The sequence below is a fragment of the Flagellimonas halotolerans genome, from assembly GCF_035818535.1.
Taxonomy (GTDB): domain Bacteria; phylum Bacteroidota; class Bacteroidia; order Flavobacteriales; family Flavobacteriaceae; genus Flagellimonas; species Flagellimonas halotolerans.
Genome location: NZ_JAYKYV010000001.1, coordinates 647,812 through 670,853 on the forward strand (window position 1 = coordinate 647,812; position 23,042 = coordinate 670,853).

General features: G+C 43.1%; 20 protein-coding genes. All 20 read left to right on the forward strand.

Annotated features, from left to right (window positions below):
* Positions 1 to 75: 75 nt before the first annotated feature.
* The 20 genes from VM932_RS02970 to VM932_RS03065 all read left to right on the forward strand — a co-directional run bounded on the left by VM932_RS02970 (position 76) and on the right by VM932_RS03065 (position 22,962).
* The gene (locus VM932_RS02970; RefSeq protein ID WP_326277074.1) at positions 76 to 1,149 is read left to right on the forward strand and encodes a c-type cytochrome; all 1,074 of its coding nucleotides are present in this window, start codon (positions 76 to 78) and stop codon (positions 1,147 to 1,149) included.
* 12 nt (positions 1,150 to 1,161) lie between these two features.
* On the forward strand, positions 1,162 to 1,839 hold the full coding sequence (locus VM932_RS02975; RefSeq protein WP_326277075.1) for a Tat (twin-arginine translocation) pathway signal sequence containing protein: 678 nt from the start codon (positions 1,162 to 1,164) through the stop codon (positions 1,837 to 1,839).
* A gap of 3 nt (positions 1,840 to 1,842) precedes the next feature.
* Positions 1,843 to 2,253 (forward strand): DsrE family protein, encoded by a 411-nt coding sequence (locus tag VM932_RS02980; RefSeq protein ID WP_326277076.1) that lies wholly within the window; start codon positions 1,843 to 1,845, stop codon positions 2,251 to 2,253.
* A 394-nt stretch (positions 2,254 to 2,647) separates the two neighbouring features.
* Entirely contained in the window at positions 2,648 to 3,571 is a 924-nt protein-coding gene (queG, locus tag VM932_RS02985) for a tRNA epoxyqueuosine(34) reductase QueG (protein ID WP_326277077.1), read from the forward strand.
* A gap of 166 nt (positions 3,572 to 3,737) precedes the next feature.
* The gene (locus VM932_RS02990) at positions 3,738 to 6,035 is read left to right on the forward strand and encodes an NADP-dependent malic enzyme (protein WP_326277078.1); all 2,298 of its coding nucleotides are present in this window, start codon (positions 3,738 to 3,740) and stop codon (positions 6,033 to 6,035) included.
* 20 nt (positions 6,036 to 6,055) lie between these two features.
* A complete protein-coding gene (gene ruvA / locus VM932_RS02995) occupies positions 6,056 to 6,637 on the forward strand; it encodes a Holliday junction branch migration protein RuvA (RefSeq protein ID WP_326277079.1) in 582 nt (193 codons plus the stop codon).
* A gap of 5 nt (positions 6,638 to 6,642) precedes the next feature.
* Positions 6,643 to 13,749 (forward strand): T9SS outer membrane translocon Sov/SprA, encoded by a 7,107-nt coding sequence (sov, locus tag VM932_RS03000; RefSeq protein WP_428979715.1) that lies wholly within the window; start codon positions 6,643 to 6,645, stop codon positions 13,747 to 13,749.
* Positions 13,750 to 13,852: 103 nt separating this feature from the next.
* Positions 13,853 to 14,233 carry a glycine cleavage system protein GcvH gene (gcvH, locus tag VM932_RS03005; RefSeq protein WP_326277081.1) on the forward strand — a complete coding sequence of 127 codons (381 nt, stop codon included), beginning with the start codon at positions 13,853 to 13,855 and terminating at the stop codon, positions 14,231 to 14,233.
* Positions 14,234 to 14,252: 19 nt separating this feature from the next.
* Positions 14,253 to 14,633, forward strand: coding sequence for a VanZ family protein (locus VM932_RS03010; RefSeq protein WP_326277082.1), 381 nt, complete (start codon positions 14,253 to 14,255; stop codon positions 14,631 to 14,633).
* A 63-nt stretch (positions 14,634 to 14,696) separates the two neighbouring features.
* The gene (locus VM932_RS03015) at positions 14,697 to 15,401 is read left to right on the forward strand and encodes an energy transducer TonB (protein ID WP_326277083.1); all 705 of its coding nucleotides are present in this window, start codon (positions 14,697 to 14,699) and stop codon (positions 15,399 to 15,401) included.
* 160 nt (positions 15,402 to 15,561) lie between these two features.
* Positions 15,562 to 16,464, forward strand: a complete 903-nt coding sequence (gene cyoE / locus VM932_RS03020; RefSeq protein ID WP_326277084.1) for a heme o synthase — start codon at positions 15,562 to 15,564, stop codon at positions 16,462 to 16,464.
* 1 nt (position 16,465) lies between these two features.
* Positions 16,466 to 17,047 carry a cytochrome c oxidase subunit 3 gene (locus tag VM932_RS03025; protein WP_326277085.1) on the forward strand — a complete coding sequence of 194 codons (582 nt, stop codon included), beginning with the start codon at positions 16,466 to 16,468 and terminating at the stop codon, positions 17,045 to 17,047.
* 92 nt (positions 17,048 to 17,139) lie between these two features.
* The gene (locus VM932_RS03030; protein ID WP_326277086.1) at positions 17,140 to 18,114 is read left to right on the forward strand and encodes a cytochrome c oxidase subunit 3; all 975 of its coding nucleotides are present in this window, start codon (positions 17,140 to 17,142) and stop codon (positions 18,112 to 18,114) included.
* Positions 18,115 to 18,129: 15 nt separating this feature from the next.
* The gene (locus VM932_RS03035; protein ID WP_326277087.1) at positions 18,130 to 18,513 is read left to right on the forward strand and encodes a cytochrome C oxidase subunit IV family protein; all 384 of its coding nucleotides are present in this window, start codon (positions 18,130 to 18,132) and stop codon (positions 18,511 to 18,513) included.
* A 71-nt stretch (positions 18,514 to 18,584) separates the two neighbouring features.
* Entirely contained in the window at positions 18,585 to 19,217 is a 633-nt protein-coding gene (locus VM932_RS03040; protein WP_326277088.1) for a hypothetical protein, read from the forward strand.
* Positions 19,198 to 19,941 (forward strand): SCO family protein, encoded by a 744-nt coding sequence (locus tag VM932_RS03045; RefSeq protein ID WP_326277089.1) that lies wholly within the window; start codon positions 19,198 to 19,200, stop codon positions 19,939 to 19,941. Before VM932_RS03040 ends, VM932_RS03045 begins: the two co-directional genes overlap by 20 nt.
* The gene (locus VM932_RS03050) at positions 19,938 to 20,474 is read left to right on the forward strand and encodes a DUF420 domain-containing protein (RefSeq protein WP_326277090.1); all 537 of its coding nucleotides are present in this window, start codon (positions 19,938 to 19,940) and stop codon (positions 20,472 to 20,474) included. Before VM932_RS03045 ends, VM932_RS03050 begins: the two co-directional genes overlap by 4 nt.
* A gap of 7 nt (positions 20,475 to 20,481) precedes the next feature.
* Positions 20,482 to 20,694 (forward strand): hypothetical protein, encoded by a 213-nt coding sequence (locus VM932_RS03055; RefSeq protein WP_014033200.1) that lies wholly within the window; start codon positions 20,482 to 20,484, stop codon positions 20,692 to 20,694.
* 344 nt (positions 20,695 to 21,038) lie between these two features.
* Positions 21,039 to 21,740, forward strand: a complete 702-nt coding sequence (locus VM932_RS03060; RefSeq protein ID WP_326277091.1) for an ABC transporter ATP-binding protein — start codon at positions 21,039 to 21,041, stop codon at positions 21,738 to 21,740.
* Positions 21,733 to 22,962, forward strand: coding sequence for an ABC transporter permease (locus tag VM932_RS03065; protein ID WP_326277092.1), 1,230 nt, complete (start codon positions 21,733 to 21,735; stop codon positions 22,960 to 22,962). Before VM932_RS03060 ends, VM932_RS03065 begins: the two co-directional genes overlap by 8 nt.
* Positions 22,963 to 23,042: the final 80 nt, after the last annotated feature.

Consider the following 23,042-nt stretch of genomic DNA (forward strand, 5'->3'; position numbering starts at 1 on the left):
CACTGATCATATACACTGAACTTCCCAAATATTTACCATTAAAGCTGTATGCTAGTGGTGAAATTATAGGGAACCATGAAGAAACACTCTAAGAAAAACAATGTCCCCGAAAAGGGAGATTTCCAATCCTTATCTCTACAAATAAGAAGGTTGTGCATGCAAATCGGTATTTGTATGGGGTTGATCATTGTTTTGGCATTTGCCGTTCTTATGGCAGGGTTTGGATTCGGAGCGAATAATCATTACGTGGAGTTCCCCGACGATGTGTATTACATGGACTATAATGTGAACAATCTTCCATTTTCCGGAAAAAACGAAGAAATCAAGTTGGGTTTCGATATTTTCAGGAATACATCGCTTCATATTGGCCCCAAACAAAAGGATTCTTCAAAAGCATTTGCACGAAATAATTTGGCCTGTGCCAGTTGTCATTTAAACGGCGGCACCAAGCCCTATGCAGCTCCTTTGATCGGAGTCGTTAAACGCTTTCCCCAGTTTCGCGGGCGCGAAAACAAAATGGGAACCATTGAGGAACGCATCAATGGATGTATGGAACGAAGCATGAATGGCAGGACAATGCCGGAATCCAGCGTTGAAATGCAAGCTCTTATTGCTTATATGGATTGGTTGGGCAGAGCAGCTCCATCAAACGGTAAAATAGAAGGGCAAGGCTTTTTAAAAGTTGAAATCCCCAATAGAGCCGTTGATCTAGTCCATGGGCAAAGGGTTTTTGAAAATACCTGTGTAGAATGCCATGGTGCTGATGGTCAAGGACAGCTTTTGGCGGAAAACGATCAATACCTATACCCTCCTTTATGGGGGGGCGATTCTTACAATAACGGTGCCGGAATGACCCGCGTTATCACTGCGGCCCAGTTTATAAAGGGCAATATGCCTTTTGGTGTCACCTTTGACAACCCCATACTTACCGATGAAGAGGCCTATGATGTAGCAGGTTACATCAACCAAAAACTCCGACCAACAAAGCCCAATAGGGCGGCAGACTTTCCAGACTTGGTCAAAAAGCCCGTATCCACTCCCTATGGTCCCTACTTGGACCCTTTTTCTGAAGAACAACATCAGTTAGGACCTTTCCAGCCTATTATGGAGTATTACCAAAAAGAATATCAATTAAGTAAATCCAAATAAACACTAGTAACAATGAAAACAACAAGATCAAGACGGAATTTTATGGGAGCGATGATGCTGGGTGCCACGGCATCCACATTGTCGGCTTTTACCAATCCTGCTTTTGCGGGAATGACGGATTTTACACATTTAGAAATGAATGATGCCGAGGCTTGGATGAAATCAATAAAAGGGAAACACCGTATTGTTTATGATGGCTCGTATCCACACAGCGGCTTTCCCATTATATGGAACTGGGCCTATTACCTATCAAACAATGAAATGGGATCGACCGATGATGAAATTACGGCGATGACCGTTCTAAGGCATGACGCCATTCCATTTGCTTTGCACGATGACCTTTGGAAAGCATACCCACTGGGTGAAATGTTCCATGTAAAAAAAGCCGATGGTACAGTATACGATCGCAATCCATACTACGAACCACAGGAGGGTGATTTTCCGCTGCCGGTCATTCAAGGAATCAAAGATCTGATGGATAGAGGGGCTATGTTCTGCGTGTGCAATCTGGCGCTAAATGTATACAGTGGCGCAGTTGCACAACAAATGGGCAAGGATCCCAATGAAGTTTACGAAGAGTGGAAAGCAGCTGTTCTGCCCGAAATTCAGATTGTCCCCTCTGGCGTTTGGGCACTGGGCAGGGCCCAAGAGGAAGGCTGTGGATACATTTTTGCAGGAAATACGATTTAAAAGATGAAAAACATACTTTTATTTTTAGTGATGATGGTGTCAGGATTGATTTTGGCACAAAACGAACCCATCAAAGTAGTATTTGATGTAACCAGCAGTAATCCCGATGTGCATAGAACAGCGGCCAAGCATTTAAGATTAATGGCCGAAGCCTATCCAGAATCGGAGTTTGAATTGGTGGTTTACAGTGGCGCCTTTAAAATGGTGGATAAAAAGTCATCTGTGGCCGGTGAAACCTTGTCAACTATAGTCAATAGGGACAATGTGTCCATAGTGATTTGTGAACAGACCATGAAAAAGCATAAAATGACCATGGACGACCTCATTCCCGGAGTAGGTTCCGTGCCCGATGGCATTTATGAGTTGGTCATAAAGCAAAAACAAGGCTGGGGCTATATTAAGGAAGCTCAGTGATCAATTTGTCTTTAGTGGACAAAGACCGAGGGAAGACCACCTCGGTTTTTCATTTTTAAAAGAGTATTTACATATAATATCCGACCAAGCCCAAGTGTGTATTAAAAGCCTATTTGATCGAGAGGGATATCCCAAATGCGGGCCAACTCACCCAAGATGGGCTCAAGGGAATCTCCAAAAACCCTGCTCCGTCCTTGAAAAAATGCCGGATTTTGAATGCTTGAACAGTTATGTGGTGGACGATAAGGTATATTGTTTGTGCTGGGCAGCGAATACCGGATGGGTCGACAAGGTGGTTTCCCGTTGCCCCAATTAAGGAAACAGGCTCGGATATAGGTCCCAAACGGCAAATTGATATTAATCCGTTAAATTCGTTCCCTGCATAGACAAGGACATGCCTAACAGGAAAAAAAATACAGAACTAATAAAAACCGAAGCCAAGCGCCTCGGTTTTTTGTCGTGCGGTGTTTCGAAGGCCGAATTTTTGGAAGAAGAAGCGCCCCGTTTGGAGAAATGGCTCAACCAGAACATGCATGGCGAAATGCAGTATATGGAAAACTATTTTGACAAACGGCTTGATCCAACAAAATTGGTAGAGGGTTCCAAATCCGTTATTTCCCTATTGCTGAATTATTACCCATCCGAAGAGCAAAATCCGGATTCCTACAAAATTTCCAAATATGCCTATGGCATGGATTATCACTTTGTGATAAAGGACAAACTCAAAAGCCTGCTCCACTTTATTCAAGAAGAAATCGGGGAGGTGCATGGGCGGGCCTTTGTAGATTCTGCGCCTGTACTGGACAAAGCATGGGCCGCAAAAAGTGGTCTGGGGTGGATTGGTAAGCACAGCAATCTGCTTACCCAGCAAGTAGGCTCCTTTTATTTTATAGCTGAACTGATCGTGGACCTGGACCTGGAATACGATACCCCCGTAACCGACCACTGCGGCACCTGCACTGCTTGTATGGATGCTTGCCCAACCGATGCCATTGTGCAACCCTATGTGGTGGATGGAAGCAAATGCATATCGTACCTGACCATTGAACTAAAGAACGAAATCCCCTCCGAATTTGATGGTAAATTGGATGATTGGATGTTTGGTTGCGATGTTTGCCAAGATGTGTGTCCATGGAACCGCTTTTCCAAATCCCATAGCGAACCTCTTTTTAATCCAAACCCAGAATTATTGGCCTTCACCAAAAAGGACTGGGAAGAGATTACAGAGGATGTCTTTAAAAAAATCTTCAAAAAATCAGCGGTAAAAAGAACAAAACTGTCCGGCCTTAAACGCAATGTCGATTTCTTAAAAAAATAAACGAACACCTTCATTTTATCCTTTGCTCATATTTATATTGAAAACAAAATCAACGAATTGAAAAACCGTTCGTTTTGTACATAAAGCACCAATAAAAAATTGATTGCCATAGATCTTCCTATAAAACCTTGGAATACCCTAACTTTACCCATTCATTTTCGACAATATGAGCAAGGAAAAACAAAGAAGGGAAGCGTTACTCTACCACGCAAAACCACAACCGGGCAAGATCAAGATTGTACCAACAAAACCCTATTCTACGCAAAGGGACCTGGCATTGGCTTATTCCCCGGGGGTGGCCGAACCTTGTTTGGAGATTGAAAAGAACAAGGACGATGTGTACAAGTACACCGCAAAAGGCAATATAGTTGCCATAATCTCCAACGGAACCGCAGTTTTGGGCTTGGGGGATATTGGGCCGGAAGCCTCTAAACCCGTTATGGAAGGGAAGAGCTTGCTTTTCAAGATCTTTGCCGACATCGACGGGATTGATATTGAACTGGATACCAAGGATGTGGATAGGTTCATAGAGACCGTTAAGACGATTGCCCCGACATTCGGGGGCATCAATTTGGAAGATATCAAGGCTCCCGAAGCATTCGAGATTGAACGTAGGTTGAAAGAAGAACTCGATATTCCCGTAATGCACGATGATCAGCACGGGACCGCGATCATTTCCGCCGCAGCTTTGCTGAATGCCTTGGAGATTGCCGAAAAAAGAATTGAAGAAGTTAAAATTGTAGTAAGTGGAGCGGGAGCGGCGGCGGTTTCCTGTACAAAGCTCTACAAAGCCTTTGGGGCCAGGACAGAGAATATTGTAATGCTGGACAGTAAGGGAGTGATCCGAAGTGATAGGGAAACCCTGAGCGAGGAGAAAAAAGAGTTTGCCACCGATAGGAAGATAGATACCTTGGAGGAGGCTATGAAAGATTCCGATGTGTTCATTGGACTTTCCATTGCCGATATTGTTTCCCCGCAAATGCTGAATTCCATGGCCGAAAATCCCATTGTCTTTGCCATGGCAAATCCTAATCCCGAGATTGAGTACGATTTGGCCATGAAGACCAGGGACGACATTATTATGGCAACAGGCCGTTCCGACCACCCTAACCAGGTGAACAATGTGTTGGGCTTTCCTTTTATTTTTAGAGGGGCTTTGGATGTGCGGGCAACCAAGATCAACGAGGAAATGAAGATGGCCGCAGTAAGGGCCTTGGCCGATTTGACCCGTGAACCCGTGCCGGAACAGGTAAATATCGCTTACGATGCCACTAGGTTGACCTTTGGACGTGATTACATCATTCCAAAACCATTTGATCCCCGTTTGATCACCAAAATTCCACCTGCTGTGGCCAAAGCGGCCATGGACAGTGGCGTGGCGAAATTCCCCATACAGGATTGGGCAAAGTATGAAGAGGAACTCTACCAAAGATCGGGTAATGACAACAAGGTTGTCCGGTTGCTTCACAATAGGGCCAAAGTGAATCCAAAACGCATTGTTTTTGCTGAAGCTGAACTTTTGGACGTAATGAAGGCGGCCCAAATTGTGCATGATGAGGGTATAGGTATCCCGATCCTTTTAGGAAATAAGGAAACCATAGAAAATTTAAAGGCGGAACTCGAATTTGACGCTGAAGTTCCCATTATAGACCCTCGCTCCGATGAATTCAGTGAGATGAGGACCCAATATGCCTTGAAACTTTGGGAACTGAGAAAAAGAAAGGGCGAGACCAAGTACAGTGCTCGGGTAAACATGGGCAAACGTAATTATTTTGGCGCCATGATGCTCAAGGAAGGGGATGCCGATGGTATGATCTCCGGTTACTCAAGATCTTACCCCAAAGTGCTTCGTCCTGTTTTTGAAGTATTGGGGCGTGCCAAAAATGTGAAAAATGCGAGTACGGTAAATATTATGATAACCGACAGAGGGCCCCTCTTTTTGGCCGATACCTCCATCAATATTGATCCCAATGCCGAAGAGTTGGCGGAAATTGCCCAAATGACGGCCAATGTAGCCAAGACCTTTGGTTTTAATCCAGTAATGGCATTGCTTTCTTACGCCAACTTTGGTTCATCCAGCCACCCGAATGCACAGAAAGTGAGGGAGGCAGTGAGAATCTTGCACGAAAGAAACCCGGATTTGGTGGTCGATGGAGAGATTCAGACCGACTTTGCATTAGATCCCGAGATGAGCAGCAAAAACTTCCCGTTCTCCAAAATATCGGGTGAAAAAGTGAATACGTTGGTTTTTCCTAACTTGGAATCCGCCAATATCACTTACAAATTGTTGAAAGGTCTCAACAATGCCGATTCCATCGGGCCAATTATGGTTGGGCTTACAAGAGCCGCCCATATTTTACAGTTGGGAGCCAGTGTGGACGAAATGGTGAACATGGCTGCGGTGGCCGTTATAGATGCCCAAGAACGAGAGAAAAGAAAAATAGCGAAAATGCAAGGGGAATAACCAAAAACCGTGGTTGAAAAATGATTACCCATTTAAAAGGAAAACTAGTAGAGAAAAATCCAACCTATGCCATTGTGGAGTGCAATGGGGTTGGGTATTTTTTAAACATTTCGTTGCACACCTTTTCCCTGCTTCCGGATGAGGAAAACATATTTATTTATACCGATTTATTGGTAAAGGAAGATTCCCATACCCTGTTCGGTTTTGCGGAGCGAGCGGAGCGCGAAGTGTTCCGTTTATTGATATCGGTTTCAGGGGTTGGTGCCAGTACTGCGCGCACCATGTTATCCTCGCTTTCACCGTCCGATGTAAGGGATGCCATAGCCAATGGGGATGTGCCCACAATCCAGTCCGTTAAAGGGATTGGCGCCAAAACGGCCCAGCGTGTAATCTTGGATCTTAAAGACAAGATTTTAAAAGTCTACGACATAGGCGAAGTTTCACAACAATCAAACAATACAAATAAAGAAGAAGCGTTATCTGCATTAGAGGTTCTTGGTTATACCAGAAAGCAATCTGAAAAGGTGGTGGACAAGGTAGTTTCCCAAGATACTTCGCTAAGCGTAGAGAACATTATTAAACTGGCGCTGAAAAATTTGTAACTAGTTTGAAAAAAGGGGCAAAACCAATACTTAAACCAACGCGCTTTAAGTACATATTCTTTGTTGTTTGTTTGCTGTCCATAACCAACCTGATGGCACAGGAAACCAACGAGCAGGCTCAGGATTCTGTCAAGACGGGAGTTGAGCTTGGCCGTCTTATCATGGAAAACCCCGATAGCATTGTTGCAAAATACACCTACGACCCCAAAACCAATACGTACGTTTACAGGGAAAGTATAGGGGATTTTAACGTGAACTATCCTGTAATCCTTACCCCGGAACAATATTACGACCTTGTTGAAAAGGAGCAGATGAAATCCTACTTTAAGCAAAAGGCAGATGCCTATGCAGGGAAGAAAGAAGGAAGTGAAGAGGCAAGAAGAAACCTGTTGCCCAACTTTTATGTGAACAGCAACTTTTTTGAGACCATTTTTGGAGGGAACAGCATTGAGGTGATCCCACAAGGGTCGGTTGCCATGGATTTGGGGATTTTATGGCAAAAAAATGACAACCCCGCCCTATCCCCCAGGAACAGAACCAATCTTTCTTTTGATTTTGACCAACGCATCAGTTTGAGTTTATTGGGAAAAGTGGGCGAGCGTCTTCAGGTAACTGCAAATTATGACACCGAAGCCACATTCGATTTCCAGAATTTGGTAAAACTCGATTATAGCCCGACCGAGGATGATATTCTTCAAAAAATTGAAGTGGGTAACGTAAGTATGCCCCTTAACAGTTCTTTGATTACGGGCGCACAGAGTTTGTTCGGGATAAAAACACAACTCCAGTTTGGAAAAACAACGGTTACCGCTGTTTTTTCCGAACAACGATCACAAAACAATACCGTAGTTGCCCAAGGTGGGGGTACTGTAAACGAGTTTTCCCTGACCGCATTGGATTACGATGAGGACAGGCACTTTTTCCTGGCCCATTATTTTCGCGATAATTATGATCGTGCATTGGAATTTTATCCCTTTGTACAAACGCAAGTGCAAATTACCCGTTTGGAGGTTTGGGTGACCAACCGAAACCAGCAAACACAAAATGTTAGAAATGTAGTGGCCATTCAGGATTTGGGAGAGGCCATTTCGGATAATACCCGAATTGGGGCCAACAATGGTGACCCGGCAGGGTTTTTTAATCCTTCTGCTGTGGCAAGTGGGCTTCCTCAGAACGGGGCCAATGCCTATGACCCCAATCAAATCGGAAGCGGGGCGCTGACAGAGTCCATTCGAGATATCGCTACGGTGGATTCCGGATTCAATGTTCCGGGATATACCGTAAACCAAGGTTTTGATTATGCGATTCTTGAAAATGCCAGGAAATTGGAGGCGGGAAGGGATTATGAGTTCGATTCCCAATTGGGATATATCTCCCTGAGCCAGAGCTTGAGCAATGATGAGGTACTGGGTGTGGCTTTTCAGTATACGTACAATGGCGAGGTTTATCAGGTGGGGGAATTTGCCAATGGTGGGGTTGATGCGACATCGGTTTCGGCCAACACAAGTTTTGTCGAAAATAATTCATTGGTCTTAAAATTACTGAAAAGCAACATTACCAATGTGGAGGACCCTATTTGGGATTTGATGATGAAGAACATCTACTCAACAGGGGCCTATCAATTGAACCAAGAGGATTTTAAGTTGAACATCCTTTATTCCGACCCAACACCACGAAACTATATTACGCCGGTAGACCCCAATGCAGGTTGGCCCTCGGGCTTGGAGGACCAGATATTGCTCAATGTGTTCAATTTAGACCGTTTGAATACCTATAATGATGTACAACCGGGCGGGGATGGATTTTTTGACTATGTGGAAGGAATCACTGTTGACTCACAATCCGGACGGATTATTTTTACAAAGGTCGAACCCTTTGGGGAATACCTTTTTGAGAAATTGGGAGGTGGGGTTTACGATGTGGATAACGACCAAGGGTACAACCCCAACCAAAGGCGTTACGTATTCCGCAACATGTACGCAAAAACCAAGGCGGCTTCGTTGCAGAACGCCGAAAAAAACCGCTTTCAGATAAAGGGAAGGTACACCTCCCAATCCAATAATGGTATTCCCATCGGGGCTTTTAATGTGCCACAAGGTTCCGTTACTGTTACCGCAGGGGGGCGTCAATTGCAAGAAGGCATCGATTATACGGTGAACTATCAAGCGGGAACGGTGCAACTTTTGGACCCAAGCTTAGAGGCATCCAATACCCCCATCAATATTTCTGTAGAGAACAATGCCGTATTTGGACAACAAACACGTCGATTTGCAGGGGTCAATGTGGAACATAAGTTCAACGATAAATTTGTTTTGGGCGGTACCTTGCTCAATTTGAACGAGCGTCCCCTTACCCAAAAATCAAATTACGGGATAGAACCTGTTAACAATACCATTTTTGGACTTAATGGAAACTTCAGTACCGAAATCCCTTTTTTGACCAGATTGGCAAACAAATTGCCAAATATTGATACCGATGTGCCCTCCAACCTCTCGTTGAGGGGCGAAGTGGCCTTTTTGCGGCCCAATTCACCAAAAAATGCTGATTTTAGGGGTGAAACCACCACCTACCTGGATGATTTTGAAGGAGCACAGGCCTTAATCGATATCCGTTCCTCTTTGGGATGGACCTTGGCGAGTCCGCCAGTTGAGTTTATGGATGATAAAACGGGAATTGATGTAGGCTACGAGCGTGCAAAAATGGCGTGGTACACCATAGACCCTATTTTCTATACCAATCAGAGGCCATCAGGATTGTCGGACAACGATATTTCCCTGAACTCCACCCGTAGGGTATTTATTGATGAGGTATTTACCGAAACCGATATTGCCCAAGGGCAAACGCAGGTGCAAAGCACACTGGATATTGTGTATTACCCAAACGAAAAAGGGCCCTACAATGCCAATCCAAGTTTTGAATCCGAAACCCCGGATGCCAAGTGGGGCGGTATCATGCGTCCATTGAGCAGTACCAACTTTGAGCAATCCAATGTGGAATTTGTCCAGTTTTGGGTATTGGATCCCTATATTGATGGAGAAACAACCGATGCCAATGCGGGAGAATTGGTGCTTAATTTGGGCAATATCTCCGAGGACATTTTAAAAGATGGTCGTAAGCAATATGAAAACGGACTTCCCGCAAGCACGAACAACGAAGTGCCAAGGGAAACCGCTTGGGGCCAAGTGCCATCGACCCAATCTTTGGTGTATGCCTTTGATGCCGATGAGGCCAACAGAACAGCTCAAGACCTTGGTCTGGATGGCTATGGTGACGCCCAAGAGGCTGCAATTTATAATGGTCCGGCGGAAGACCCTGCTTTGGATAACTATCAATATTACTTGGATAGGGAAGGTGGCATCTTGGACCGTTATTTTGACTTTAACAATACGCAAGGGAATTCCCCGGTTTCCGTAACAAATACCAATAGAGGTTCCACAACTTTGCCCGATGTGGAGGATATTGACCGGGATTTGACCATGAACACGGTGAACAGCTACTACGAATACCGTATTCAGATAAAGCCCAACACTACCATCGACGACAAATATGTAACGGATATACGCCAAGGACAAACCCCGACACTGCCCAACGGAACACAACTGAACCGTAGGTGGATACAATATAAAATACCATTGAGCGATTTTACCGATGCCATAGGTGGAATCTCGGATTTTAGATCCATTAGCTTTATGAGGATGTACCTTACCGGATTCTCGGATGATGTGGTACTGCGTTTTGCAACCTTGGATTTGGTGCGTGGTGATTGGAGGACCTATACCAACTCCTTACAGCCCAATCTGGACAACGATCCTTCGGATGATGGCACGGTAACCGATGTGAATACCGTGAATATTGAAGAAAACTACGGAAGGCAACCCATACCTTATGTATTGCCACCGGGCGTTGTGCGGGAACAATTGAACAATAACAATACCATTATCCGCCAGAATGAGCAATCCTTGTCCTTTGTTGTTGAAAATTTGGAGTCTCAGGATTCCCGAGGAGTGTTCAAAAATGTAAATGTTGATGTACGACAGTACGAACGCCTTAAAATGTTCATGCACGCCGAAAAAATATTCAATACCGATTATTCGGATAGTGATACACCACTGGTCGGTTTTCTGAGGATAGGTACCGATTTCTCCGAAAACTTCTATCAAATAGAGCTACCGCTTCAATTTACCCCATTTGGGGCTTCATCCGCAGATGAAATTTGGCCCGATGTAAATGAAATTGACGTCGCATTGAGCGATTTGGGCAAAGTTAAATCCAAAGGAATATCCGATCAGACCTTGGACGAAATCAAATACTACGAAATTGTTGACGGTGAGGCCGTGCCAGTGGATGGGTTTGCCCCAAGAACCCCGGGCACCGTTCGTATCGGTATTCGTGGTAATCCATCTTTGGGCAGTATTCGTGGCATGATGGTCGGTATTAAAAACATTGATGATATTCCGGCCCGTGGGGAAGTATGGTTCAATGAGCTTCGTTTGGCAGGTCTTGAAAATAATGGAGGGTGGGCCGCTACCGCTGCTTTGGACGCCAACATGGCCGATTTTGCCAATGTGACGGCAACAGGAAGCAGAAGCACATCGGGCTTTGGTTCCATTGACCAAACTCCTACGGAGCGTTCCTTGGAAGATGCCATTTCTTACGATGTGGTGACCAATGTAAATGTGGGGCAGTTGTTTCCAAAGAAATGGAACCTGCAATTGCCGTTCAATTATGGGATATCCGAAACACTCATTACTCCAGAGTTCGACCCCGTTTATGACGACTTAAGATTGGATGATAGGGTTGCAGCGGCTTCAACGGCAGAAGAGGCAGAGGATATAGAAGAGCAGGCCGAAGATTATACGAAACGAACCAGTATCAACTTGATCGGTGTACGGAAAAATAGGGGAGAGGAAGCCGAGGAAAACTTCTTCGATGTGGAAAACCTTACTTTTAATTACTCCTATAACGAAACAGATCACAGGGATTTTGAGATTGCGGAACTTCGTGACCAGAATGTTTCCACCGGATTTGTGTACAACCACAACTTTAAACCTGCTCCCGTGGCACCTTTTGCCAAAAAGGATTCCATGCTTACGGGCAAATATTGGCAATGGTTAAAGGACTTGAACTTTAATGCGTTGCCAACAAGTCTTTCCGTAAATGCAAATTACAACCGGTCTTTTAACCAACAGCGATATCGGGATGTGCTGGAGCCTGGCGTAGATGCGTTGGAATTGCCATTGCTGCAACAACGAAATTACTTGTTCAACTGGCAATATGCCCTCAATTATAGCATTACAAAATCGTTGCGGTTGAATCTGACCGCGTCCAACAATAATATTGTCCGCAATTATTTTAATGTGGATGAAAATCCCGATTCCGGTATAAACGATGCGCTTGACCTTTGGGATGGGTTTTTTGATATAGGCGAGCCAAACAGACATGCACAGCAAATGCAGTTGAACTACGAACTGCCCTTTAGCAAGATACCCTTCCTCAATTTTATAAATGCACAGTACACCTACACCAGTAATTTTGATTGGCAACGCGGGGGCGATGCATTGCGCGAGGTAGCCAACGAAGACATTAACACCGTCCAGAACGCCAGTACCCATAATTTAACGGCCAATATGAGCATGCAGCGTTTTTATGACTTTTTGGGTCTAAAGAAGCGTGATGGCAAAGTTACGGCAAACCAAGCTGCAATCAGAAGGGATAAAGCGGGTAATCCCGCAAATGGCGAAACTGCTGCCGATCCACCAAGAAAAACAAGTAAGGGTTTCAATACCTTGGTGGATATTGTTACCATGGTAAAGCGCGTTAACGTAAACTATAGCGAAAACCGCGGTACCGTGCTCCCGGGGTATACCCAATCCATTGGATTCATTGGTACAACTCGCCCAACTTTGGGCTTTGTGTTCGGAAGTCAGGCCGATGTGAGGTTTGAAGCTGCACGTAACGGATGGTTGACCGATTATCCCGAGTATAGCCGTCAGTTTATGCAAAACACCAACAGGCAATTGAACATTACCGCTACGGCACAGCCCACCCAAGATTTGACCATAGATTTGAGTGCCGATAGAAATTATATGAGTTCTTCCCAAGAAAGTTATAGTCCAGAAGCATGGATGAACGGGCAGGATGGACTGATCAATGAAATGGGCAACTTTAGTATCTCCACGGTAATGATCGGAACGGTCTTCAATAAAAGCGACGAGTTCGATTCGGAGACTTTTGAACAATTCAAACAAAATAGAATAGCCATTGCCAACAGATTGGTATCCGATAGAGGCGAGAGTCCAGGGGAATTGGATGAGGATGGTTTCCCGGAGCGTTATGGTAAAACACAGCAGGAAGTATTGCTTCCCGCATTCTTCGCTGCCTACACCGGACAGGATGTAGAACGTGTAAATATGGATGCCTTCCGTGATATTCCAATCCCCAACTGGAACATTAAGTATACAGGATTGATGAACAACCGATGGTTTAAAAAGAAATTCAAGCGTTTTTCCTTGAGTCATGGGTACCGTGCAGCATACAGTGTCAATTCATTTCAGACCAACTTGGAACGTCAGAATACCACTTTTGATGCTGAAAATGGGGATTTGCTTCCCAAAACACTAATTAATAACGTGGTGCTTACGGATGAGTTCAGTCCGTTGATGCGCGTGGATTTTGAAATGCAGAACTCCTTCAGCTTCTTGGCCGAAGTGCGAACCAGTAGAACCTTGTCCTTGAGTTTTGATAACAATTTGTTGACGGAAATCAACGGAAACGAATACACCCTGGGGCTTGGTTATCGTTTTAAGGATGTAAAATTCGTAACCAACATTGGAGGTGAGAAAACCCGGTTGAAAGGGGACCTGAACCTGAAAGCGGATCTTTCACTGCGCGATAACATTACCATAATCCGTAATTTGGATGTCGACAACAACCAAATCACCTCGGGGCAAAAATTAATGTCCATCAAGTTCACTGCCGATTACGCCCTGAGCAAAAGTTTGAACGCGCTGTTCTTCTATGATCATTCCTTCTCGGAATTCGCGGTTTCCACGGCATTTCCACAAACAACCATCAATGCGGGCTTTACGTTGCGGTACAACTTTGGAAACTAATACATAAGGTTATCCGCTTTTCTTCCATTTTGTCGCAAAGTTTCTTTGAAAAGCTTTCCGCAATCTGTTACATTTGTCCATTGACTAATTCAAATATATAGTAATGAACATACCATCAGGATTAAAGTACACGAAAGACCATGAGTGGGTCAAAATAGATGGGGATATCGCAACCGTTGGAATTACGGATTTCGCCCAGAGTGAACTAGGGGATATAGTTTATGTGGAAGTGGAGACTTTGGACGAAACATTGGATAAAGAAGAGGTTTTCGGAACCGTGGAAGCCGTAAAAACGGTTTCCGATCTGTTTTTGCCCTTGAGCGGGGAGATTATTGAGTTTAATGAAGCTTTGGAAGATGAGCCCGAGAAAGTAAACTCCGACCCTTATGGCGATGGTTGGATGGTAAAAATCAAAATAAGCGAGCCCTCCGAGGTGGATGACCTTATGAGTGCCGACGATTACAAGGCATTGATAGGTGCTTAAAAAAAATAAATATACCTTATTGTTTGTAAGCTGGGTGATCGTCATTACGATGCTCAGCTTATTTTCTTTTTCGGATATGGACTTGGATACAGGTAACCTGAACATTCCCTATGCCGATAAAATCACACACTTCATATTTTATATGGTCTTCGGATTTGTAGGTTGTTTGAGTTTTCGGGAAAGAACCAAGGGAGGCCTTGGACTGGGCAAGACCACAAAAATTGTTGTGGGCTTGGCAATCGTATATGGTATGATTATTGAAGTATTACAGTATGCGGTCACAACTGATCGAATGGCCGAAATTGGCGATTTTTTGGCCAATGCATTGGGCGCATTTGCAGGAATTGGGCTTATTATGTGGGTTTTTTCCAAGAAAAACCCGTTAAAATGGAAATTTTAATTGTTTATTTAACCAATTAATAATTAAATTAGCAAACACTAAATTTAGAAAAGGAGAAAAAGGATGGAACCAAAAAAGAACCCGAAAGCAGACGTAGGAAGAAACAGTACGCTATATTTTGTTATAGGATTGGCAGCTGTTTTGGCATTGGTCTACGGTGCCATGGAGTGGAAAAAATATGATAAAGTAGCTGACTACGACATTTCTATGAATGTTGAAGATCAATTGGACGAAGAAGTGCCAATGACCGAGCAGATCAAAACTCCACCACCACCACCGCCACCTGCTGCCCCCGAAGTAATCGAGGTCGTAGAAGATGAAGAGGAAGTGGAAGAGACCGTAATCGAGTCTACTGAAACTAGCCAAGAGGAAGAGGTAATCGAAGTCGAGGAAGTTGTAGTGGAAGAGGTAGAAGAAGATATTTCCGTTCCTTTTGCCGTAATTGAGGACGTTCCCGTTTTCCCAGGTTGTGAAAATGCAAGCGATAAAAAAGCATGTTTTCAGGAAATGATGCAGAAGCACATCCGTAATAACTTCCGTTATCCGGAAATAGCCCAAGAAATGGGTGTTCAGGGTAGGGTTAGCGTAATTTTCGTTATCCAGAAAGATGGAAGTATCGGAAACATTAGAATGCGCGGACCGGATAAAAACTTAGAAGCTGAGGCAATGAGAATTATCAAAAAATTGCCTAAAATGACTCCTGGAAAGCAAAGGGGTAGACCCGTAAAAGTACCTTTCAGTATTCCAATTACATTTAAGCTACAGTAATAAGAATTATATAATTCCTGTCTAGGCAGGAATGGAAAAGCCCTAATGATAATTTCATTCGGGCTTTTTTTATGGATTTAACTCCAAGAATCATAAAACTTTAGCTTTGGTTGCAAAAGATGCGTACTGGCGTTATCTTTGCCAGCCAATAAAGATGTGGATGAAATCTGCCGTAGGTTCCGTAAAAAACAATACCTTTTCCTTATTATTTTCCGATTTTAAGGAGATTACCAAGGCCAAACTGGCCATTAGTGTGGTTTTCTCCTCCGTTGCGGGCTATTTTTTGGGTGCCTATCAGATTGATGTGGTATCCTTGTTATTGTTGATGTTTGGGGGGTACTGCATGGTAGGGGCGTCAAACGCGTACAATCAAATCATAGAAAAAGATTTGGACGCTTTAATGAAGCGTACCAAGAACAGACCGATTCCTTCGGGAAGAATGTCGGTAAAAACTGCCTTGGTAGTTGCCGTGTTTTTAACGGTATTGGGAGTGCTGGCCCTTTTTGCACTTAGCCCCAAAACAGCCATGTTCGGCGCCATCTCCATATTTTTGTACACAAGTGTTTATACGCCTTTAAAAACAAAGTCGCCACTCGCGGTATTTGTTGGGGCATTCCCAGGAGCCATACCCTTTATGTTGGGTTGGGTAGCGGCAACCGATGATTTTGGCATTGAACCAGGAACGTTGTTCATGATCCAGTTTTTTTGGCAGTTCCCACATTTTTGGGCCTTAGGTTGGATGTTGGATGAAGATTACAAACAAGCAGGCTTTAAAATGTTGCCTACGGGCAAAAAGGATAAGGGTACGGCCCTGCAGATAATCCTATATACCATCTGGATGATCGTTATCTCCATAATTCCAGTGTTTGGGTTTACGGGAAGATTGCACCTTTCCATTCCAGCAGCTGCAATTGTATTGTTGTCTGGATTGGTCATGTTGTTTTTCGCCTTCAAACTATATGAAAAAAGAGACAATCCATCAGCAAGAAAATTGATGTTGGCCAGTGTCACCTATATATCATTGATTCAAGTAGTGTACGTAATAGATAAGTTTATAAACTAAAATGGATTTAACCCAAGGAACAGCGGAAGAAAAGAACAGGCGGGCAAAAAAAATGATGCTCTGGTTCGGTATTGTGAGTTTGATTATGGGCTTTGCCGGTTGGACTAGTGCCTACATTGTAAGTAGTAAACGGGAAGATTGGGTAAGCGATTTGGAGCTGCCCAGTGCATTTTTCATCAGTACCGCCATGATTATCTTGAGCAGTATCACCTATTTCGTGGCCAAAAAAGCCGTAGCCAAAAACAATCAAAAGAACGGGACAGTATTTTTGCTCATCACATTGGTGCTCGGGATAACATTTATATCCTTACAATTTGTAGGGTTTTCCCAAATGTTGGAAGATGGCTATTATTTTACAGGTCCCACGAGCAACATAAAAATGTCCTACGTCTTTTTGTTGGCAGCGGTGCACATTGCCCACGTCGTGGCAGGATTAATATCGCTTTCGGTGGTTTTGGTGCAACAACTCAGAAGTAAATATACCCCGGAGAACATGTTGGGGATGGAATTAGGGGCCACTTTTTGGCATTTTCTGGATTTTATTTGGGTATATCTAATTCTATTTATGTATTTCGTGAAATAAATTTTGATTGGTGCAGTTTTCAATCAAGTTTGTCTTTTACAATACATCAAAAAATGTAAATTTGTGAAAGTTTTAATAAAACGACCTTTTATATGGATGCAACGGTAAGTACCGGTACGGAAGACAGCGTTTGGGGAGGTGGAAATAAACCCCTCGGCGCTAGCTATGGAAAAATGATGATGTGGTTTTTTATCATGTCGGATGCCTTGACCTTTTCTGGTTTTTTGGTGGCATACGGTTTCTCAAGATTTAAGTTTATAGAGCTATGGCCAATTGCCGATGAGGTATTTACCCACGTGCCTTTTTTCCATGGAAACTACCCCATGTACTATGTGGCCTTTATGACCTTTATTTTGATTATGTCTTCCGTGACCATGGTATTGGCCGTGGATGCAGGTCATAAAATGAAACAGAAAAGCGTTATCCTTTACATGTTCCTTACCATTATCGGTGGTGCCATCTTTGTTGGCTCGCAAGCTTGGGAATGGGCAACTTTTATAAAGGGCGATTACGGAGCTGTAGAAACAAACTCAGGAAGAATTCTTCAGTTTGTGAATGCGGAAACCGGGGAAAGAGCTGCCTTGGCCGATTTTGCCGAAACCCTACCGGAAGAAAGAATAAAGCACCAAGCAAACCAAGGAATTTGGTTTGAGAGCGAAGGTTACAAAACATCCTACTCCCTAAATGAAGTTGTGGAAGGTTTCAAGGCAACACCAAATATCTTGATCCGTACCGAGAAATTGAATGAAGAGGGGGAAAAGACCCTTTTGGACAGAAAAGAATCTTTGGCCAAAATATTGGAAGCCAATCAAGTGGTGGAAGGTGCCAACCTTGTCCACAACGAATACGGTCACAGACTGTTCGCGGATTTCTTCTTCTTTATCACAGGATTCCACGGATTCCACGTATTCTCGGGTGTAGTGATCAACATCATCATATTCTTTAATGTGATTTTGGGTACATACCAACGTAGGGGCCATTACGAAATGGTGGAGAAAGTTGGGCTGTACTGGCACTTTGTGGATTTGGTATGGGTATTCGTATTTACATTCTTTTATTTGGTATAAAAACATTGATTCTAAATGGCACACGAACATAAACTTGAGATTTTTAGAGGACTTTTAAAATTTAAGTCGAACACCCAAAAAATTTGGGGCGTGCTTATCTTCCTCACAATAGTCACCACTATTGAAGTTGCTTTGGGTATTGTTAAACCAAAATTTTTGACCCACGGCTACTTTTTGGGGATGAAATTGCTCAATTGGATTTTTATCATCCTAACTTTGGTGAAAGCCTATTACATTGCGTGGGACTTTATGCACCTTAGGGACGAAAAAACACCATTAAGAAGGGTAATTGTATGGACCCCCATATTCCTGATATGTTATTTAATATTCATTCTGCTGTTCGAAGCAGATTACATTTATAATGTATATACCGAGGGATTCATAACCTGGGACTTCTAAGAAAGTATTTAACAAAATTAAAAGACGGTTTTCCAACCGTCTTTTTTTATTTTTGTACGGTTGAAAACACTATGAAAAAGAAAATCGTATTAGCAACCCTTTTTGTGCTCCCTGTCGTGGTCTATCTGTTTTTTGCATCGGGGGTAAACAATTTTGGACGTTTGCCAATCCTTACCGAAAAAATATCCGATGTTTCCCAAATGGATCCCAACGTTCAGTTTAAAGACAAGATTACCATTCTCGGTTTTTTGGGAAACAATGTGGAAAAAATGCAAGGGAATGCTTTCAATCTAAATCAAAAGATTTACAAAAGATTTGGAGAATTCAACGATTTTCAAATGATCATGGTCGTTCCCCAAGGCAATGAAGGGCAAGTGGGGGAGTTGAAGAATGAATTGGGGAAATTGTCCAACGTGGATAAATGGCACTTTGCCTTTGGTACCGAAGACGAAATCAAGTCACTTTTTGAATCATTGCAAACCAATGTTGATTTGGGCGATGATTTGGCTACCCCCAATGTTTTTATAGTTGACAAAGACCTAAGCCTACGCGGACGTACCGACGATGAAGATGAAGGCGTCAAATATGGATTTGATACCTCTTCCGTTGCAGAACTGAACAATAAAATGGTGGACGATGTCAAGATTATCTTGGCAGAATACCGTCTGGCCCTAAAAAAGAACAATGCCGACAGGAGCAAATAATAAAAAGAAGTACACCTACATTTGGGTATCCGCAATCATCTTGATTTTTGGGATTTTTGCCGTGTACGAGATCACAAAACGGATAAAAGGGAACACAGTCGTGGAAAACGACCGTATGAGTGTTCCAAACAAAAACACCAAAGTAGGTTTTGTGGTAAATCAGGGAGAAAAACGCAGAGTCCCCGACTTTTCATTTTACAATCAGGATAGCGTAATTGTTACCAACGAGGATTATTTGGGGAAGGTCTATGTGGTGGAGTTCTTCTTTACCACCTGTCCGACCATTTGCCCTGTAATGACCAAGAACTTGGTGGAACTACAGGAAACCTTTAAGGGAGATGAGGATTTTGGGGTGGCATCCTTTACCATTAACCCACGGTATGATACACCATCTGTGCTGACCAAGTATGCCAAAAAATATGGGATTACGGATAAGGATTGGCACTTGTTGACAGGTGATCAGGACAAGATTTATCAATTGGCACAAGAAGGATTTTACATCTTTGCAAACCAAGACCAAGATGCCCCGGGCGGGTTTGAGCATTCCGGTATGTTCGCATTGGTGGATAAAAATGGATATATTCGTTCGCGTAAAGATGGGTTTGGCAACCCCTTGATCTATTATCGCGGTACCATTACAGAAGAGCAAGGAGTAAACTCAGACGGGGAAACCCAACAGATTACGATATTAAAGGAGGACATTAAAAAACTATTGGCAGAATGACCGATGAAATTTCTTTGAAGGAAAAACGGTATAATAGATTGATAACCGTAATTTCCATTGCAATACCTTTAGTGGTTGCCGTATTGTTTAGGTACAAGATCCCAAATGCAAAACCATTATCTTTTTTGCCACCGATATATGCGGCAATCAATGGTTTGACCTCAATCTTGCTCATTCTTGCATTTATAGCCATTAAAAATGGCAGGCAATTGATACACCGTAGGTTGATGACGACCAATATTGTACTGTCAGCATTGTTTCTGATCATGTATGTAGCCTACCATATGACCTCTGAAACGACTGTTTTTGGTGGAGAAGGTCCCATTAAATTTGTTTATTACTTTATTTTAATGACGCACATTGTCTTGTCCATATCGGTAATTCCTTTGGTGTTGATCACATATTCAAAAGTGTATTTGGACGATTTTGAAGGTCATAGGCAATGGGCAAAATACACCTTTCCGATATGGCTATATGTTGCGGTTACCGGGGTTTTGGTCTATGTTATGATTTCACCCTATTATCAATATTGATTTTTCCATGAAAACAAAATTGCTGTTCATTCTACTTGTTATATTGGTTTTCCCAACTGTGTCGGAAGCCCAATGCGCCATGTGCCGTGCGGTTGTGGAAAGTGAATCCGATGGAAAAACTGCAGAGGCGATCAATAACGGAATTGTTTACCTAATGGCCGTGCCCTATGTATTGGTGGCTGGCCTTTTCTACTTCATTTATAGAAAAATGAGAAGCTAAAACAGTTTTTCTGCTCAAGTCTTAGCTTAGACTGTAATGTTTAGTGGGTTTGATTGTCTTATTGATAGACGCCTGCGTGGCTCATTGATCAAAATAGCCGACCTTGTTCGACCTGGAACAGTGGCCAAAATATTTGGCACCCCAATAAAGAATCAACTACATTTTTTTAAGCGTACTATCTGTTGCCACGGGCATCTCTATTTGGGTAATCCTACCTGGATTTTGCCAAGGAATGGGTGATTAAATGCGTCGTTTGGAAAAAAAAGTAAAAAATCTTGTAACAATTTAACAACATTACTGTCTTACTTGCAGAGGTAAACGTAAGATAGCTAACATCATCAATCATGATTGAAATCAAAGATCTTCATAAATCCTATAAGATGGGGAGTAATTCCCTCCATGTTTTAAAGGGGATAAATTTTAAAGTAAAAGAAGGGGAGCTTGTGGCCATTATGGGGTCTTCGGGATCTGGAAAATCCACATTGTTGAACATTTTGGGAATGTTGGACGGAGCGGATTCCGGTGAGTATACCTTGGATGGTGTGCCGATCAAAAACCTGAGCGAAACCAAGGCTGCCCAATATAGGAACAAATTCTTGGGATTCATCTTTCAATCCTTCAACTTGATCAATTATAAAAGTGCCTTGGAGAATGTGGCCCTTCCGCTCTATTATCAAAAAGTGCCCAGAAAGGAACGCCAAGAAAAGGCCATGAAGTATTTGGAGCGAGTTGGCTTAAAACCATGGGCGGACCACTTGCCCAGTGAACTTTCCGGAGGTCAAAAACAAAGGGTGGCCATTGCGCGAGCCATGGCTGCGGAACCCAAAGTTCTTTTGGCGGATGAGCCAACGGGTGCCCTGGACAGTACAACTTCCTATGAGGTCATGGACCTTATCCAAAAAATCAACGATGACGGAAATACCATTTTGGTGGTTACCCACGAGGAAGATATAGCCCATATGTGCAAACGTATAGTACACCTTAAGGATGGTATTATTGTGGAGGACAAGAAAATCGAACAAGTAAGAGCAGAACAGTATGTTTGATCGTGACGTTTGGCAGGAAATATTCAATACGCTAAAAACCAATAAACTGAGAACATTTTTGACAGGTTTCTCCGTGGGTTGGGCCATCTTTATTTTGGTAATGTTGCTCGCTTCGGTAAACGGTATGCAAAACGGTTTTGTCGGTCAGTTCAACGATGATGCCACCAACTCCATCTTTGTCCGGACAGGAACTACTTCCAAGGCGTATGGTGGTTTTGAAGCTGGCAGACGCATTCAATTAAAAAATGATGATTTAGAGTATATCAAGCAGAGCTTTTCTAAAGATATTGAATATATAAGCGCCCGATATTATGCCAATACAGCGGCAAGATATAAAGAGGAAACGGGCTCATATTCCGTGCAAGCGACCCATCCCGATCATCAGGCCATAGAAAAAACCTTGGTTGTTGCCGGTAGGTATATTAATGAGGCAGATATTGTCAATAAGGCCAAAGTAGCAGTCATCGGCAGAAAAGTGGCCGAAGATCTGTTCAAAAAAGAAGACCCCCTTGGAAAGTTTATAGAGTTCAATGGTTTGCCCTTTAGGGTAATCGGGATTTTTACCGATGATGGCGATGATAATGCGGAAAGAAGAATTTATGCACCGGTGAGTACCTATCAGCGCATTTATGGCAACACCAACGAAATTGCCAGTATTGCCTTGACCTATAATCCCAATTATGATTTGACAGAGGCATTGGCATTTTCCGAAAGATTGGAAATATTGATGAAAAGACGCCATAAGATCGCTCCGGACGATCAAGCAGGCCTTAATGTTTGGAACTATGCAGAAGCCTTTGAAAATATCAGCAGTTTTACGTCGGTTTTAAAAGGTATCGGTATCGGAGTAGGTTTTTTGATCCTCGTTGCAGGAATCGTTGGCATCGGAAATATTATGGTATTTACGATCAAGGAAAGGACAAAGGAAATCGGGGTTCGGAAAGCACTTGGGGCAAGACCACGTCAAATTATAAACTTGGTATTGTTGGAATCCGTTTTTATTACCACCATTTCTGGTTTTGTGGGATTGTTGTTCGCTTGGATGATTTTGGCCGCGGTAGGCCCCATGATAGAGACACCTGCCTTTAGCAATCCCTCGGTAAATCTTTCCACCGTGGTTACGGCCACCATTATTTTGATAATTGCAGGAGTATTGGCAGGGCTGTTGCCCGCCATGAAAGCTGCAAATGTTAAACCCATTGTTGCACTAAGTGATATATAGTTATGTGGTTATTTGATAAGGATTTGTGGATAGAGATTTTTCATACGCTGGGCAAGAATATGTTCAGAACCTTCCTAACT

Bases quoted from the DNA above. Each gene is read 5' to 3' on its own strand.
- VM932_RS02970 (WP_326277074.1), top strand. From the start codon at position 76: ATGAAGAAACACTCTAAGAAAAACAATGTCCCCGAAAAGGGAGATTTC.
- VM932_RS02975 (WP_326277075.1), top strand. From the start codon at position 1,162: ATGAAAACAACAAGATCAAGACGGAATTTTATGGGAGCGATGATGCTG.
- VM932_RS02980 (WP_326277076.1), top strand. From the start codon at position 1,843: ATGAAAAACATACTTTTATTTTTAGTGATGATGGTGTCAGGATTGATT.
- queG (WP_326277077.1), top strand. From the start codon at position 2,648: ATGCCTAACAGGAAAAAAAATACAGAACTAATAAAAACCGAAGCCAAG.
- VM932_RS02990 (WP_326277078.1), top strand. From the start codon at position 3,738: ATGAGCAAGGAAAAACAAAGAAGGGAAGCGTTACTCTACCACGCAAAA.
- ruvA (WP_326277079.1), top strand. From the start codon at position 6,056: ATGATTACCCATTTAAAAGGAAAACTAGTAGAGAAAAATCCAACCTAT.
- gcvH (WP_326277081.1), top strand. From the start codon at position 13,853: ATGAACATACCATCAGGATTAAAGTACACGAAAGACCATGAGTGGGTC.
- VM932_RS03015 (WP_326277083.1), top strand. From the start codon at position 14,697: ATGGAACCAAAAAAGAACCCGAAAGCAGACGTAGGAAGAAACAGTACG.
- cyoE (WP_326277084.1), top strand. From the start codon at position 15,562: ATGAAATCTGCCGTAGGTTCCGTAAAAAACAATACCTTTTCCTTATTA.
- VM932_RS03025 (WP_326277085.1), top strand. From the start codon at position 16,466: ATGGATTTAACCCAAGGAACAGCGGAAGAAAAGAACAGGCGGGCAAAA.
- VM932_RS03030 (WP_326277086.1), top strand. From the start codon at position 17,140: ATGGATGCAACGGTAAGTACCGGTACGGAAGACAGCGTTTGGGGAGGT.
- VM932_RS03035 (WP_326277087.1), top strand. From the start codon at position 18,130: ATGGCACACGAACATAAACTTGAGATTTTTAGAGGACTTTTAAAATTT.
- VM932_RS03040 (WP_326277088.1), top strand. From the start codon at position 18,585: ATGAAAAAGAAAATCGTATTAGCAACCCTTTTTGTGCTCCCTGTCGTG.
- VM932_RS03045 (WP_326277089.1), top strand. From the start codon at position 19,198: ATGCCGACAGGAGCAAATAATAAAAAGAAGTACACCTACATTTGGGTA.
- VM932_RS03050 (WP_326277090.1), top strand. From the start codon at position 19,938: ATGACCGATGAAATTTCTTTGAAGGAAAAACGGTATAATAGATTGATA.
- VM932_RS03055 (WP_014033200.1), top strand. From the start codon at position 20,482: ATGAAAACAAAATTGCTGTTCATTCTACTTGTTATATTGGTTTTCCCA.
- VM932_RS03060 (WP_326277091.1), top strand. From the start codon at position 21,039: ATGATTGAAATCAAAGATCTTCATAAATCCTATAAGATGGGGAGTAAT.
- VM932_RS03065 (WP_326277092.1), top strand. From the start codon at position 21,733: ATGTTTGATCGTGACGTTTGGCAGGAAATATTCAATACGCTAAAAACC.